Source organism: Marinifilum sp. D737 (assembly GCF_026672275.1).
GTDB lineage: Bacteria > Bacteroidota > Bacteroidia > Bacteroidales > Marinifilaceae > Marinifilum.
This window is the reverse complement of sequence record NZ_JANQCD010000001.1, coordinates 424,462-439,516: the sequence shown is the minus strand read 5'-3', so window position 1 is coordinate 439,516 and position 15,055 is coordinate 424,462. Positions and strand designations below refer to the sequence as shown.

Annotated in this window: 12 protein-coding genes and 1 tRNA gene; 7 read left to right on the top strand and 6 right to left on the bottom strand. The window is 34.8% G+C overall.

Annotated features, from left to right (window positions below; translation table 11 throughout):
- Positions 1-6: 6 nt before the first annotated feature.
- The 3 genes from NQ163_RS01995 to NQ163_RS01985 are packed head-to-tail and all read right to left on the bottom strand — an operon-like array spanning position 7 to position 4,312.
- Positions 7-690: an ABC transporter ATP-binding protein gene (locus NQ163_RS01995; RefSeq protein WP_268188635.1), complete on the bottom strand. Its 684-nt coding sequence runs from the start codon at positions 688-690 to the stop codon at positions 7-9.
- Positions 691-708: 18 nt separating this feature from the next.
- The gene (locus tag NQ163_RS01990; RefSeq protein ID WP_268188634.1) at positions 709-3,057 is read right to left on the bottom strand and encodes an ABC transporter permease; all 2,349 of its coding nucleotides are present in this window, start codon (positions 3,055-3,057) and stop codon (positions 709-711) included.
- A 4-nt stretch (positions 3,058-3,061) separates the two neighbouring features.
- On the bottom strand, positions 3,062-4,312 hold the full coding sequence (locus tag NQ163_RS01985) for an efflux RND transporter periplasmic adaptor subunit (protein WP_268188633.1): 1,251 nt from the start codon (positions 4,310-4,312) through the stop codon (positions 3,062-3,064).
- Positions 4,313-4,561: 249 nt separating this feature from the next.
- Here NQ163_RS01985 and NQ163_RS01980 point away from each other — a divergent pair, with 249 nt between their 5' ends.
- The 3 genes from NQ163_RS01980 to NQ163_RS01970 all read left to right on the top strand — a co-directional run bounded on the left by NQ163_RS01980 (position 4,562) and on the right by NQ163_RS01970 (position 7,642).
- Positions 4,562-5,941 (top strand): sigma-54-dependent transcriptional regulator, encoded by a 1,380-nt coding sequence (locus NQ163_RS01980; protein ID WP_268188632.1) that lies wholly within the window; start codon positions 4,562-4,564, stop codon positions 5,939-5,941.
- A gap of 169 nt (positions 5,942-6,110) precedes the next feature.
- Positions 6,111-7,289 carry a sensor histidine kinase gene (locus NQ163_RS01975; RefSeq protein WP_268188631.1) on the top strand — a complete coding sequence of 393 codons (1,179 nt, stop codon included), beginning with the start codon at positions 6,111-6,113 and terminating at the stop codon, positions 7,287-7,289.
- 104 nt (positions 7,290-7,393) lie between these two features.
- Positions 7,394-7,642: a DNA-binding protein gene (locus NQ163_RS01970; RefSeq protein ID WP_120238714.1), complete on the top strand. Its 249-nt coding sequence runs from the start codon at positions 7,394-7,396 to the stop codon at positions 7,640-7,642.
- Between the two features lie 77 nt (positions 7,643-7,719).
- Here NQ163_RS01970 and NQ163_RS01965 read toward each other — a convergent pair whose 3' ends face one another.
- From NQ163_RS01965 to NQ163_RS01955, 3 genes are all read right to left on the bottom strand, one after another.
- Positions 7,720-8,373, bottom strand: a complete 654-nt coding sequence (locus NQ163_RS01965; protein ID WP_268188630.1) for a redox-sensing transcriptional repressor Rex — start codon at positions 8,371-8,373, stop codon at positions 7,720-7,722.
- 150 nt (positions 8,374-8,523) lie between these two features.
- Positions 8,524-8,598 (bottom strand) — tRNA-Val (locus tag NQ163_RS01960).
- A 58-nt stretch (positions 8,599-8,656) separates the two neighbouring features.
- Positions 8,657-9,943 (bottom strand): bifunctional folylpolyglutamate synthase/dihydrofolate synthase, encoded by a 1,287-nt coding sequence (locus tag NQ163_RS01955; RefSeq protein WP_268188629.1) that lies wholly within the window; start codon positions 9,941-9,943, stop codon positions 8,657-8,659.
- Positions 9,944-10,211: 268 nt separating this feature from the next.
- On the opposite strand from NQ163_RS01955, the gene NQ163_RS01950 reads away from it, so the two are divergent.
- The 4 genes from NQ163_RS01950 (at position 10,212) to NQ163_RS01935 (ending at position 15,035) form a co-directional block, all read left to right on the top strand.
- Positions 10,212-11,543 (top strand): PhoH family protein, encoded by a 1,332-nt coding sequence (locus NQ163_RS01950; protein ID WP_268188628.1) that lies wholly within the window; start codon positions 10,212-10,214, stop codon positions 11,541-11,543.
- 101 nt (positions 11,544-11,644) lie between these two features.
- The gene (locus NQ163_RS01945; protein WP_268188627.1) at positions 11,645-12,550 is read left to right on the top strand and encodes a Ppx/GppA phosphatase family protein; all 906 of its coding nucleotides are present in this window, start codon (positions 11,645-11,647) and stop codon (positions 12,548-12,550) included.
- 133 nt (positions 12,551-12,683) lie between these two features.
- A complete protein-coding gene (mtaB, locus tag NQ163_RS01940) occupies positions 12,684-14,015 on the top strand; it encodes a tRNA (N(6)-L-threonylcarbamoyladenosine(37)-C(2))-methylthiotransferase MtaB (protein WP_268188626.1) in 1,332 nt (443 codons plus the stop codon).
- A gap of 219 nt (positions 14,016-14,234) precedes the next feature.
- Positions 14,235-15,035 carry an inositol monophosphatase family protein gene (locus tag NQ163_RS01935; protein WP_268188625.1) on the top strand — a complete coding sequence of 267 codons (801 nt, stop codon included), beginning with the start codon at positions 14,235-14,237 and terminating at the stop codon, positions 15,033-15,035.
- The last annotated feature ends 20 nt before the right edge of the window (positions 15,036-15,055 follow it).

Genomic DNA, 15,055 nt, shown 5'->3' with positions numbered 1-15,055 from the left:
TGGGTCTTATAATTTTTGTCTCATATTTTCTGTCACTACATGACCATCAAACAATTGAATAATTCTATGACTTCGATCTGCATCTGATGGTGAGTGAGTAACCATGATAATGGTAGTTCCTTCTTCGTTTAGTTGCGTTAGCAGATTCATAACCTCTTCTCCATTAGCTGAATCCAAATTACCAGTTGGCTCATCGGCGAGTATTAATTTAGGATTCGAAATCACTGCACGCGCAATTGCTACTCTTTGTTGCTGACCTCCAGACAACTGCTGAGGAAAATGTTTTGCTCTGTGTGCGATATTCATTCTTTCCAAAGCTTCATTCACCCGTCTTTTTCTTTCGGAACCTGACACTTTCATATAAAGCAAAGGCAATTCTACATTTTCAAATACAGTTAACTCATCAATCAAGTTAAAGCTTTGAAATACAAAACCAATATTTTCCTTTCTCAGGTTAGTTCTTTGACGTTCCGTATAATTTTCAACCTGATATCCATTAAAATGCAATTCTCCTTCACTTGGATTATCCAGCAATCCAATAATATTTAACAATGTAGATTTCCCACATCCTGAAGGTCCCATAATGGCAACAAATTCACCTTCACTAATCTCTAAATTCACATTATTAAGAGCTGTGGTTTCCACCTCATCTGTTCGGAAAATTTTTATTAAATTTTTAGTTTTAATCATAGCCTTTTTATTTATAATTTATTCGTATTTCAAAACATGTGCAGGAGCAATTGTAACCAAACGTGCTATCTGTCTGTAAATAGTTAAAAGTGCAATAAGAAGAGATAATACTGCTGCCAGAATAAATATTCCAACACCCATTTCAATTCTATAGGCAAACCCATTTAGCCACCATTCCATTGCAAAAAATGATAAAACCCATGCAATGGCAATTGATAAGACAATCCATTTCAAAATTTCTTTATACAACAACTGAAATACATTGTTAACATTAGCTCCAAATACTTTTCGTAATGCTACTTCTCTGGCCTTATTTTCAGTTATAAACGAAACTAGACCAAATAATCCAAGACAGGAAATGATAAATGCAATTGCCGTAAATGAGGCAAACAATTTTCCCATTCTTGATTCTGCCTGGTAGAAATAATCAAAATCTTCTTCTAATAATCTATAGTTGAATGGAATATGCGAAAACTTCTTATTCCAAACTTTTCTTATTTTGTTGATAATTGGATCTTTATCTTCACCAACTCTAATTCCTATGTATTTAAATGCACTTGGGTTCCTCATCATTAATAATGGATCAACTCCAACCTGCAAACTATTAAAATTGAAATCCTTTACGATTCCAATTACCTCTCCGGTATAATTCCATAGACTTATTTTCTCGCCTATGGTATAAACCATCCCCATCTTTTCCGCAGCAGACTCGTTTATGATGAATTTTAAAGTATCTTCTCCAAACTGTTTGGAAAAGCCTCGCCCATGTATTACATCCATCTCAAAGGTTTCTATAAAATCAAAATCCACAAAGGATAACTGAAATAACACATCCTCTGAATCTTCTAATTTATTAGGCCAATTCACATCCCATGTTGAGTTTAAAAAATTAACTGGCATTTGGTTGGCAGCTGTCACCCAGTGAACTCCCGGAATTTTTAATAATTCACCTTTCAGCTCCGAATATTCTTCATAAAAGTCATCGAGCATTTCAACATACACAATATTGTCCTTGTTGTAACCAACATCTGAATCTTTTAAAAAATTCAATTGTTTATATATTACGCATGTGCATATAAACAGTGCAATTGACATGGTAAATTGAATAATTACCAACACTTTTCTCAGCATGGCTGAATCTTGCCTAAACACGCCCCTTATTACCTGAATTGGTAAAAAAGATGAAAGAAAAAGGGCTGGATAACTACCCGATAAAACTCCTGTACTAAGAACAATCAAAACCACTGCGATTAAAAACTTCAGATTACCAGGGTTTAATGTTAATGTTCTATTGGTAAGATCACTAAAAACAGGTAGTAATAACTCAACAAATACAATACCCAATCCTAGAGCAATGGTTGTGAAAACTATCGACTCAGTTAAAAATAGTCCGACCAATCCACGCCTTTGGGCTCCAACAACTTTTCGAATTGCAACTTCCCTGGCTCTTCGTTCGGATCGAGCTGTAGCCAAATTCATATAATTAAAGCAAGCAATCAACAGTATTAATACTGCAACCAACAAGAATACCTGAACATACCAAATTGGCCCTGATTTGTTTTCACTAATTGAATACAAATGATATTTTTCAAATGACTGCAAATCCAGTTCTACATTTGAATAGGGAACTCTCTGACGAACATGATATCTTATATTATCGGTCAAATATTTACCATTGACTCCGTCCTTTAACTTTACGAATGTATGAAATGAGTTTGCTTCCCAATCACTTAAATCATACTCCCAGTATTCTTTAAAAAATTTGAATGGAAGAAAGAAATCGTAATGTATAGAAGAATTTTCTGGTGCATTTTCAACCACTGCACCTACGACAAACTGATAGTTTGAATTAATCTCAATACTTAATCCAATGGGATCAATATCCCCAAAAAGCTTTTCAGATAATTTTCGACTTAAAACAATTGTATTTTCATTTGACAAAGGACTAATGTAATCACCATACAAAACAGGTATGGAAAATATTTTAAAGAAGTCAGGATCAACTATTTTCCCTCCTTTTTCGACAAATGTTTTCCCATTGGCAGATAAAACCAGTTGCCCCCATGTACTTACCAATCTCGAAGCATATTCAACCTCAGAATATTCTTTCTTTAATGATGCTGCAAGAGGGCTTGGAGTTGAATACACTGAAAAAACATCACCATCGGCATATTTCTGATTTTCAAAAACCGTATAAACCCTTTCAATATCCTTATGATAGGTGTCAAAACTAAGCTCATAATTTACCCAAATCAATATCAAAAGTGTACAAGTAACTCCTGTAGCCAATCCTAAAATATTAACTATAGAATATACTTTTTGCTTGTACAAATTGCGAATAACAGTATTGAGTAAAATTTTAATCATTAGCTTACTTTAAAAGTAATTTCTCAGATTCACCGTAAAGCTCATAACTATTTGTTATTACTTTTTCTCCTGGTTTCAATCCTACTAAAACTTCATAATATTTTGGATTCTGATTTCCTAACTTAATCTCTCTTCTCACTGCATATTCACCCGATGGATCTACAACAAATATCCATTGCCCACCAGTACTTTGGAAAAATCCTCCTCTTGGAATCAAAAGCGCCTCTCTTGGTTCTCCCAACTCTATTTTCGTTCTGAAAGTTTGACCAGTTCTAATTCCACCAGGCAATTCGCTAGCAAATTTTAAATCAATTTCAAATTGTCCATTTCTAACCTCAGGATATACTTTCGATACGATCAATTGATATTCTTGTCCATTAAATTTAAAACTAGCATTTAATCCTTTATTTAATCTGGCAATATAAAGTTCATCCACCATAGCGTTGATCTTGTAATTATCAAGCACATTTACCTGACCAAGCCTCTGCCCTTTTGATTTTGACTCTCCAAGCTCTGCATTTAATGCTCCCAACTGACCACTAACAGGTGCTTTCACATTCAAATTTTGTAACTTTTCTCGAACCAAATCCAAATTATCTTCCATCTTTTGAAGGTTCGCTTCCAACCTTTCAATTTGAATTGTCCTGGAAAGTGAATCAGTTTTTTGACGCTCCAATAGTAAATCTCTTACCTTTTTGTGATAAAAATAATCATCTCGTGATGACTCAAACTCTTCTTGTGCAATTAAATCTTTCTCGAAAAATGTTTTGTTACGAGTATATTGCCGTTTGCTCTTTGCTAAATTCAAATCAATATCTAACAAATTGCGCTTAATATTTAGTCGGTCTTGCTCCATACTCAGGCGAGTATCTCTTAACCTATTTACCTGCTCAGTAAAAGCTGCTTCCGAATTCAGAATTTGTAAATTTAATTCCGAATTACTCAAACGAAGAATAATATCACCTTTTTGCACCATACTTCCTTCTTCCAGTAAAATCTCTTCTACCCGACCACCTTCAATAGCATCCAGGTAAACCGTCGTTATCGGATTAACCGTTCCGGTTCTAGAAATGTACTCCTGAAAATAATCATTTTTTACATCCGCAATCGAAAGTGTTTCTTCATCTACTCTATAACTTAATCCTGATGTTCCTAGAAACGCTGAGTAGAGAATAACTATGGCAATTACGCCGACAGCCAAGTACCAATTTTTCTTACGAAGATACCATGGCTTCTTCTCAATAATTCTATCCATATTTTTTTGACTTGTTATATACCTTTTTCAAACACGCCCTAATAATAACCACTTTCATGCCAAACACAACTTAATATTGAATCACAATAACTTAAACTAAATTACCACCCAAATCATGTCCAAAGTTTGAACGAAATTAATACACAAACTGTTCGATTACGTACATCATTTTTTTATTTCTGAAATTTTAGTAATAACTTGAGTCCAGATTTAAACAAAATAAATTGAACCCACAAATTAATAGATATTATGACAGTGCAAAAAAGCGGAAAAATATTGGCCATTGACGACAATGAGGATATATTGTTTTCACTTAAACTACTTTTAAAGCAGCATGTAGAACTCATACATACTGAATCCGATCCTGAAATGATCCCTAAACTTATGAAGCAAGAAGAATACGATGTTATTCTTTTAGACATGAACTTCACAAAAGATGCAATTAGTGGTCAGGAAGGTTATCATTGGCTAAACAAAATACTTGAAATCGACCCAAGAGCAGTAGTCTTATTCATTACTGCATACGGAGATATTGAAAAATCAGTAAAAGCAATAAAAGCCGGTGCTACTGATTTTATTCTTAAACCTTGGCAAAATGAAAAATTACTAGCTACTATATCTTCAGCCATTAAATTGCGCAAATCAAAAGAGGAGGTAAGCGAACTAAAAACCAAACAAAAAGAATTAAATGCTGTTCTCGATCAGCCATTTAACGATTTCATTGGTACATCTCCTGAAATGCAACAGGTATTCCAAACCATTACTAAAGTTTCAAAAACCGATGCCAATGTATTGATTTTGGGTGAAAATGGAACTGGAAAAGAATTGGTTGCAAGAGCTCTTCACAGAAACTCGAGTCGAAAAGATGAAGTATTCGTTAGTGTGGATCTAGGATCAATTAATGAAAACTTGTTTGAAAGCGAACTTTTCGGTCATGTTAAAGGTGCTTTTACTGATGCCAGAGCTGATAGACCTGGAAGATTTGAAATTGCTTCGGGAGGTACACTCTTCCTTGATGAGATTGGCAACTTAAGTTTGCCTATGCAAGCTAAACTTCTTACGGTTTTAGAAAGAAGAGAGGTAATTAGAGTTGGATCGAACAAACCAATTCCAATTGATATTCGTTTAATTTGTGCTACCAACATGCCTTTAAAACAAATGGCATCTGAAGAGAAGTATCGTCAAGATTTACTATATAGAATAAATACTGTAGAAATTGATCTTCCTCCACTACGTGAGCGATATGAGGATATTCCTTTGTTGGCAAATCATTTCCTTGAAATTTATTCGAAGAAGTACAAGAAGAGAATAAGTCCTTTATCTAAAGCTTGTATCAATAAACTATATGATTATGGCTGGCCAGGTAATGTTCGTGAGCTGCAACACCAAATGGAAAGAGCGGTTATTATGGCTGACGATAAAAACCTTGAACCATCAGATTTTCAAATCAGTATGGACAGAAGCTTGCAAGATGATGTTGAATTTGATTCCTACAATCTCGAAGAGGTAGAAAAAAATATCATCCAAAAGGTTTTAAAAACAAATAAAGGAAACATATCTAAAGCAGCAGGCGAACTTGGATTAACAAGAACCTCTCTATACCGAAGATTAGAAAAATATGGTTTATAAAAGCTTTCGAATTAACTTTATTATCAGAATTATCGTTCTATCAGCAACGATATTCCTGTTATTTTATCTAGTCGCCCAAAAAAGTTTATACTTTACAGCGAGCCTGACTTTTATTGCCATAATTTATCAGGTTTACGAGATAATTAGGTATGTTGAGAAAACAAATCGTTTGCTTAAAAATTTCCTGGAATCTATTCGATATTCGGATTTTACCAGAAATTTTCAAGTTCAAGGATTGGGCAGTTCATTTGATAAATTACAAGAATCATTTAACGCAGTAATAACTGATTTTCAAAAAATCAGGGCTGAAAAAGAGGAACACTACTTTTACTTGCAAACCGTTATTCAGCACATTGGTATCAGTTTAATCGCTTTTCATCGCGATGGAAAAGTCGAGATGATTAACAATGCATCTAAAAAACTGTTCCAAATTAGTAATCTTAAAATGATTCAGGATTTAAAATCATTTAGCCCCGATTTGGTTGATTCCTTACTAAGCTTAAAACATGGCGAGAACACCTTAATAAAGGTGAATGATAACGATGATATTTTACAGTTGGCGGTTTATGCCACCGAGTTTAAAATCAACAATCGTCAGGTGATATTGGTTTCTATAAAGAATATTCAGTACGAATTGGAAGAACAAGAGATAGAATCCTGGCAAAAACTAATTCGTGTACTGACACATGAGATCATGAATTCCATTACTCCGATTTCATCTTTATCTACAACGCTAACCACCATTCTTGATGATTTTGGTGAAAACAATACCAATCGTTTCGAAGAGCAGGATTTGGAAACACTGAACGAAGTAAAAATGGCCTTAGAGACCATTCACAAGAGAAGTTCAGGACTTCTTCACTTTGTAGATACCTATCGTAATCTTACAAAAATTCCTAAGCCTAACTTTAGCATTTTCCAGGTTCAAAAGTTATTCGATAACATTCATCGATTAATGGAGGAAGAAATCAAGCGAAATGGAATTGAATGTGAAATTAGTATTAACCCCGAATCAATAGAACTTTCGGCCGATGAGCAATTAATTGAACAAGTATTGATCAACTTGATTAAAAACTCGATTCATGCAGTAGAACATACCAAGAATCCTAAAATTGAATTAAAGGCCTATATGAATACGCGAGGCAGAATCTCAATTCAGGTTAATGACAATGGACAAGGAATTATTAAAGAAGTTTTGGACAAAGTATTTATTCCATTCTTTACAACAAAACCTAAAGGATCAGGAATTGGATTGAGTCTTTCAAAACAAATCTTACGCCTCCATGGAGGAACCATTACAGCCCATTCTGTACCTGATGAACGAACCAGTTTTACCTTAACTTTTTAATTAATGCTGTAAGAATTAACATTCTAATAATTTTAATTTAAGAAATTCTTTCATTAAATTTAAAGGGCAAATATATTTCTAACCCTTAATAAAATATACAGCATATGACTAAGACAATCACATTTAATGAGCTAAGACAAATTAAGGATCGTTTGCCAGATGGTAGCATGCAAAGGATTGCGGAAGATTTACAATTAAACGTAGAAACAGTTAGAAATTATTTTGGTGGAACAAATTTTGATGAAGGTAAAAGTACTGGAATCCATGTTGAACAAGGCCCTGATGGAGGAATTGTTGAACTCGATGATACTACAATTTTAGATCACGCTTTCCGTATTTTGGAGAATGCCTAAAAAGGGAATTTGACATCAAATAAATAAAAAAGGGTTTTGAATATCATCAAAACCCTTTTTTAGTATATCGCAAATACTTATTCTTCTCTTCTTTCCTGGTGCAGTTTGTTAAAAATAATTGCCAGGTTCGAATACAGAGTTGTATTCTGAACAATGATATCTTCAGGCACCTTAATTCTTGCAGGAGTAAAGTTCCAAATTGCCTTAATTCCCCACGCTACCATCAAATCGGCTACAGTTTGAGCATTTTCAGCAGGAACGGTTATAATCCCCATAATCACATTCAATTCCTGTGCTAAATCTCTAAATTGATCGATATGAAAAACCTCAACATCATTAATCTTTCGACCTATTGTAGATGGGTTTATATCAAAAGCAGCTTCTATCTTTAATCCAAAATGATTTAATCCACTATCGTGTAGCAAAGCTGATCCCAACGAACCTGCACCAACAAGGAATGCATTATCCATCACCGAAAAACCAAGAAATTCCGATAAAACATCTACAATGGCTTTTACCTCGTATCCAACCCTGGTTTTGCCGACTATTGTAGTGTACGATAAATCTTTTGTGACCTGCGTAGGGTCTATATTCATGTAATTTGCAATTTGAGTTGATGACACAAACTGCTGACCTTTACGCAACAAACCTTCAGCAAATGCTAAATATGAAGGCATACGTCTAATAGTTGGCTCTGGAACCGCCTGAATTTTTTTAGAATATTGAACCATAGAAAATTTCTTATACCAAAATCAAGACAAAAATAAAGAAGTTTTTATTAAAGAAAAATTTCTTTATTGATTTTTTTACGTATTACTAAAAAAATGTTTTTTTGGCGCTGGGGATAAGTTGTTAGTTATTACAACTAAACAAATAAAAAGTGGGCGATATAAGATTCGAACTTATGACCCCTTGGGTGTAAACCAAGTGCTCTGAACCAACTGAGCTAATCGCCCTCTGCGGATGCAAATATAAACAGAAATTTTTACGATGCAATATTTTTTTTGTTTTTGTTTACACCACCTCAGCTACAACAAATGTGCTACCTCCAACAAAAATCAAGTCTTCTTTTTCTGAATCTGATTTCGCAGCATTCAATGCCTCAGCTACAGTTGAGTAGGTTTCTCCCCTTAAATCATAAGCATTTGCAAGTTCCTGAAGTTTCATCTCATTTAATGCTCTTGGAATACTGGCTCGAGTAAAATAATAATGGGCTTCTTTAGGCATTAAGCTTAATACTTCATCGGTATTTTTATCATCAACCATACCAAAAACAACATTCAGTTTTCTGTAATCAATCATGCCAATTTGCTCAATTATTTCTTTAATTCCTGCTACATTATGACCTGTATCACAAATTACCTTTGGATTTTCCTGCAAAATTTGCCAACGTCCCAATAATCCCGTTTCCTTAACTATTTGGGAAAGCCCGGAATGGATGTTCTCTTCTGATATACAAAGACCTTTACTTTTTAGTTGCTCCAATGCACAAATGGCAGTTCTGATATTTTTCTGCTGGTACTTTCCCAACAAATCACATTCAATCAGAACCTCTTCTTCCTGATTCACCGAAAAGAAACTTAACTCTTGTTTACCGGCTGTAATTTTAGAGTCTCTAAACTCATAAATATCCTCAGCAAAAAGAATATTCGATTCTCTTTCATGTGCAATACCTTTAAAAACATCTTCAATAAATTCTTGCCTTTCTCCTATTACTACAGGAACACCAGCTTTAATAATACCAGCCTTTTCTTTTGCAATATCACAAATATCATTTCCTAAAAGGTTGGTATGATCCTTACTAATATTGGTAATTACCGAAACCAAAGGAGAAATAATATTGGTCGAGTCCAACCTTCCTCCTAACCCAACTTCAATTACAGCAATATCAACCTTCTCTATCGCAAAATATTCAAAGGCCAAGGCAACCGTCATTTCAAAAAATGATGGTTTTATCTCCTCGAATTTAGCCTTGTGACTTGCAATAAAATCAACTACTGCCGATTCAGAAATCATCTGTCCATTAATCTTGATTCTCTCTCTAAAATCACGCAAGTGTGGTGATGTATACAAACCAACCTTTAAACCTGACTTTTGCAATACCGATGCAATAGAATGAGATACTGATCCTTTTCCATTTGTTCCTGCAACATGAACAGTCTTAAATTTTTTATGTGGATGATTAAAGTAGGCATCCAAAGCCAATGTATTATCGAGATTGGCTTTGTAAGCAGCTTTCCCTGTACGTTGGTACATAGGCAGCTGAGTAAACATATAGTCTAGTGTTTCCTGATAAGTCATTTTAAAAATCTTTACTGATTTTAAATCCTTTGCAAAGAAGAGTAAAAATTCTTAAAAAAATATTTCATAGCGTGATTTTCCTATATTTTTTGCTAAATTAAAAGTATTAAAGACTGTAATATTTGAATAATTCAAAAGAGAAAAACCTTACACACTGATTTATAATCAGAAACCGAAGTCTAACCAATTTAAGTTGACACAGTTTTTAAATCGCAATTGTAAATCGACTACATCTAATGGTCGATATTAACCTCTAACAACACCCAATATGGCAAAACTCAAAAAAATTTTCGTTTTGGATACAAACGTAATCCTACACGACTTTAATTCAATTTATAATTTTGAAGAGAACGATGTTGTTATTCCAATTACTGTTCTCGAAGAGTTGGATAAATTTAAAAAAGGGAATGATCAGATAAATTTTCATGCCAGAGAATTCACACGAGAACTTGACAGAATTTCGGGCGATAACCTTTTTAAAGATGGAGCTAAGCTTGGCAAAGGCCTAGGAACTCTTTATATTGAAACAGGTAAGGAATTCTCTCCTACAATGAAAGCCTCCTTTCATGAAAATATTCCAGATCACAGAATCCTTGCAATAGCTGAACACATTTTTAAACAGTACAAGCGCAAAAAAGTAATTCTGGTTACCAAGGACATTAACCTTAGAATGAAAGCCAAATCGTTGGGAGTTCTTGCTGAAGATTACAAAAACGACCAGGTTCAGGATTTAGATGATGTAATCAGTCTTGGTATCACGACTCTTGATAATTTTGATGATGAGAAAATTTCATCTCTATACAAAAGTCATGAAGGTATTCCTGAAGAAGAATTTGGAATTGATTTGCTTAAATCAGGTCATGAGTACTTTATTTTGAAAGGAAATTCTTCAAGTGTATTGGCACATTATGATCCTGTAGAAAGATTAGTAACTCGTGTTGAAAAGCCTAATGCTTATGGTATTTATCCGAGAAACGCAGAACAAACCTTTTCAATGCATGCGCTATTAGATCCTAAAATTTCCTTGGTGGCCTTAACTGGTAAAGCAGGTACCGGTAAAACTCTTTTGGCCTTAGCCTCTGCTCTTGCCCAATACGATATGTACGATCAGGTATTTTTGGCAAGACCAATTGTTGCTCTGGCAAATAAAGATCTAGGATATCTTCCTGGCGATGCAAAGGAAAAAATTGGTCCTTACATGCAACCGTTATTTGACAACTTAAATGTAATCAAACACAAGTTTAACCTTCACAGTAAGGAATATCTTAAAATTGATGAACTACTAAAAGAAGAAAAGTTACAAATTACACCATTGGCCTACATTCGAGGCAGAAGTTTGTCAAATACTTATTTCATTGTTGACGAAGCACAAAACCTTACTCCGCATGAAATAAAAACAATAATTACCAGGGCTGGCGAAGGAACCAAAATGATTTTCACGGGAGATATTGAGCAAATTGATTCACCTTATTTGGATAAGAAATCAAACGGCTTGGCATACTTATCTGATAGAATGAAAGGTCAGGATATTTTTGCTCATGTGAACTTACTAAAAGGAGAAAGAAGTCACTTGGCTGAACTAGCAAGTAACTTACTGTAAATATACCAGTTGCATTACTGCAAATTTTCTTTTAAATTGATTAGAGAAAGTATGAAATGATTTGAAGCTTGTAACCAAAATTAAAATCAAATCCACCGCGTATGAAAATAATGAAATTTGCCGCCATAGACATCGGATCAAATGCCATCCGATTACTGTTTATGAATGTGTTTGAGGAAGGCGGGAATACGCATTTTAAAAAGTCATCATTAATCAGGGTTCCAATTCGATTGGGAACCGATACTTTCATTGATAAATTTATTTCTCCCATAAAAGGTGAAAAATTGATTAAATCGATGAAAGCCTTTCGTCATTTAATGGAAGTTCACGAAGTGGTTAACTATCGTGCATGTGCTACTTCGGCCATGCGTGAAGCTGCTAACGGACCCGAAATCATTAAACGAATTGAAGACGAATCAGATATTAAAATTGATATAATTGATGGTAAGGAAGAAGCCAGTATCATCTTCGACAATAAAATTGCCGATACTTTAGAGCCAGATAAAGACTATTTGTACGTTGATGTTGGTGGTGGTAGTACCGAAATCACTTTGTTCTCGAAAGGCATTTGCACCTTCTCGGCTTCCTTTAATGTTGGAACCATTAAAATATTGAAAGACTGCGTACCGAAAGGTGAGTTTATCCGAATTAAAGAATGCCTGTTAGACATTTGCCCTAACTGCGAAAATATCGAGATTATTGGTTCCGGAGGTAACATCAACCGCTTGGTAAAACTTGCTACGCCGAGAAAAGAGAAGCATATCAGCTATAAGGAGTTGAAAAGTATATTCTACGATTTAAAACAATACTCGCACGAAGAGTTAATGATTAATTACAATATGAATCCCGACAGGGCTGATGTAATTATTCCTGCTGCAACAATTTTCTTAAGCGTAATGGAATGGGCAAAAGCCGAAACAATTCATGTACCTAAAATTGGTGTTTCCGATGGTATTGTTCATCAGCTTTACAAAGAATATAAGTCCAATAGACTTCTAATAAGTTAGGAATTGTATTAAGCTGATTCTTTTTATAAATTTGCAAACTATTTTATTTGTATAAACTAGGACTGATTCAATTTAAAATTGATTCAGTTCTTTTTTTATCGCAATAATTTAATAATCAGCAGAGGGAAAGAATATGTTGCAAGGTAAAACTGTTGCATTTTATACATTAGGATGCAAATTGAATTTTTCAGAAACTTCAACCATAGGTAGATCATTTAAGGATATGGGCTTCGAAACGGTGAAGATGACAGAAAAAGCTGATATCTACGTAATCAATACTTGTTCGGTAACCGATCAGGCCGATAAAAAATGTCGACAAGCCATTAAGAAAGTAATTAAAACCAATCCGAATGCATTTGTTGCGGTTATTGGTTGTTACGCTCAATTAAAACCAAAGGAAATTCTCGAAATTCCAGGTGTTGATTTGGTTTTAGGTGCAAACGAAAAATTCAATATCCATAAGTACATCGACCACCTTGAGAAAAAAGGAACGGGTGACCTACAGCCTTGCGAGGTGGAATCGGTTAAAGATTTTCACTCATCCTACTCGATGGGAGACAGAACCAGATGTTTCCTTAAAATTCAGGATGGTTGCAATTATTTTTGTACCTATTGTACCATTCCTTATGCAAGAGGACGAAGTAGAAACAACAGTATTGCCGATACGGTAAAACAAGCCGAAAAAGTTGCTGCCGAAGGTGCTAAAGAAATTATCCTTACAGGGGTTAACATTGGTGATTTTGGTAAAAGTACCAATGAGACATTCTTGGATCTGATTAAAGAATTGGAAAAAGTGGAAGGCATTGAGCGCTTCAGAATTTCATCCATAGAGCCGAACTTGTTGAGCAATGACATTATTGATTTCGTTGCCGGTTCGAAGAAATTTGTAAACCATTTCCATATTCCATTGCAAGCAGGATCGAACAAAGTTCTGAAGTTGATGAAGAGAAGATACGACAGAGAATTGTTCGCTCAACGTATCGGGAAAATCAAATCTTTGCTACCCGATGCTTTTATTGGTGTTGATGTGATTGCTGGTAGCCGTGGAGAAAGCGAAGAAGATTTCAACGATGCCTATCATTTCATCAACGAATTGCCAATTAGTCAGCTTCATGTGTTCCCTTACTCGGAAAGACAAGGTACAAAGGCGCTTGAAATTAAAGAATCGGTACCTGTTGAGGAGAGAAAGCGTCGTGCTAAAATGTTCCAAATCTTATCGGATAAAAAACTAAGAGCTTTTTATCAGGAACACCTGAACGAGGAACTTGAAGTATTGTTTGAAGGATACAACGACAATGGTAAAATGTACGGATTCACCGAAAATTACATTAAAGTTGAAATTCCTTACAATCAAAACCTGGGTAATCAGTTGGCAAAAGTTCAGCTTGTAAACATTAACGAAAAAGCTCATGTTGAGGCTGAATTGTTAAATGAGGCAGAGTTCAGTTTTAGACCGATTATTTAATAGGAATTAAAAGTTGAAAGTACTTAAAGTTAATAGTATTTAAAGTTGTAATAATCCGTCTTTTAATTGTAAAGCACCTGGCAATATCAACTTTAAGTATTTTAGGCACTATCACATGTTCCACTACAAAGATTTTAAGTCTTGATTCGAATATCTGGATAAATGATATTAGCTTTGAAGTAAATTATCAATTTTAAATCACTACCAATCGCATTTGTCATGAACCAATTGGAAGATTTATGTCTGAAAACCAACGAAATTGCTAAAAAAGCTGGTGCTTTTATTAAAGAACAGCAAAATAAAATTAAAGCAGATGTTGTTGAAACCAAAGGCATGCACGATTTTGTTACCTATGTTGACAAAACATCGGAAGAGTTAATTGTTACCGAATTGAAGAAGATTCTTCCTGAAGCCGGTTTTATTGCCGAGGAAGGAACGGAAACCTATCGTGCCGATCGTTACAATTGGATCATCGATCCGCTTGACGGAACAACCAACTACATTCATGGTTTCTCTCCTTTTTCTGTAAGCATTGCCTTGCAGGAAAATGATGATATTGTTTTGGGCGTGGTTTACGAAATCAGTCTTGACGAATGCTTTTACTCGTGGAAAGGTGCCGATGGTGCGTTCTTAAATGGCAATTCAATTCATGTTTCCAAGGCAAAAACGGTTGATGCATCTTTAATTGCTACAGGTTTTCCTTACTACGATTACGATTTGCTTAAGAACTTTATGGCAACCCTAGAGTATTTCATCCTGAATTCTCATGGCGTTCGTCGTCCGGGTTCTGCGGCTACCGATTTGGCCTATGTTGCCTGCGGCAGATTCGAAGCTTTTTACGAATATAGTCTTCAGGCCTGGGATGTTGCAGCTGGATCCTTCCTGGTAAAGCAAGCTGGCGGAGCAGTTTGCGACTTTAAAGGAGGCAATGATTATATCTTCGGAAAAGAAATTATCGCATCAAACGGTTTGGTTCAGGAAGAATTCAAATCGGTGGTGCAAAAGTACATGCTCAAATAACTCTCTTTTTTATTGATTTG

Excerpts from the sequence above, each read along its gene's own strand:
- NQ163_RS01995 (WP_268188635.1), bottom strand. The coding sequence starts at position 690 with ATGATTAAAACTAAAAATTTAATAAAAATTTTCCGAACAGATGAGGTG.
- NQ163_RS01990 (WP_268188634.1), bottom strand. The coding sequence starts at position 3,057 with ATGATTAAAATTTTACTCAATACTGTTATTCGCAATTTGTACAAGCAA.
- NQ163_RS01970 (WP_120238714.1), top strand. The coding sequence starts at position 7,394 with ATGACTAAGACAATCACATTTAATGAGCTAAGACAAATTAAGGATCGT.
- NQ163_RS01985 (WP_268188633.1), bottom strand. The coding sequence starts at position 4,312 with ATGGATAGAATTATTGAGAAGAAGCCATGGTATCTTCGTAAGAAAAAT.
- NQ163_RS01980 (WP_268188632.1), top strand. The coding sequence starts at position 4,562 with ATGACAGTGCAAAAAAGCGGAAAAATATTGGCCATTGACGACAATGAG.
- NQ163_RS01965 (WP_268188630.1), bottom strand. The coding sequence starts at position 8,373 with ATGGTTCAATATTCTAAAAAAATTCAGGCGGTTCCAGAGCCAACTATT.
- NQ163_RS01955 (WP_268188629.1), bottom strand. The coding sequence starts at position 9,943 with ATGACTTATCAGGAAACACTAGACTATATGTTTACTCAGCTGCCTATG.
- NQ163_RS01950 (WP_268188628.1), top strand. The coding sequence starts at position 10,212 with ATGGCAAAACTCAAAAAAATTTTCGTTTTGGATACAAACGTAATCCTA.
- mtaB (WP_268188626.1), top strand. The coding sequence starts at position 12,684 with ATGTTGCAAGGTAAAACTGTTGCATTTTATACATTAGGATGCAAATTG.
- NQ163_RS01935 (WP_268188625.1), top strand. The coding sequence starts at position 14,235 with ATGAACCAATTGGAAGATTTATGTCTGAAAACCAACGAAATTGCTAAA.
- NQ163_RS01945 (WP_268188627.1), top strand. The coding sequence starts at position 11,645 with ATGAAAATAATGAAATTTGCCGCCATAGACATCGGATCAAATGCCATC.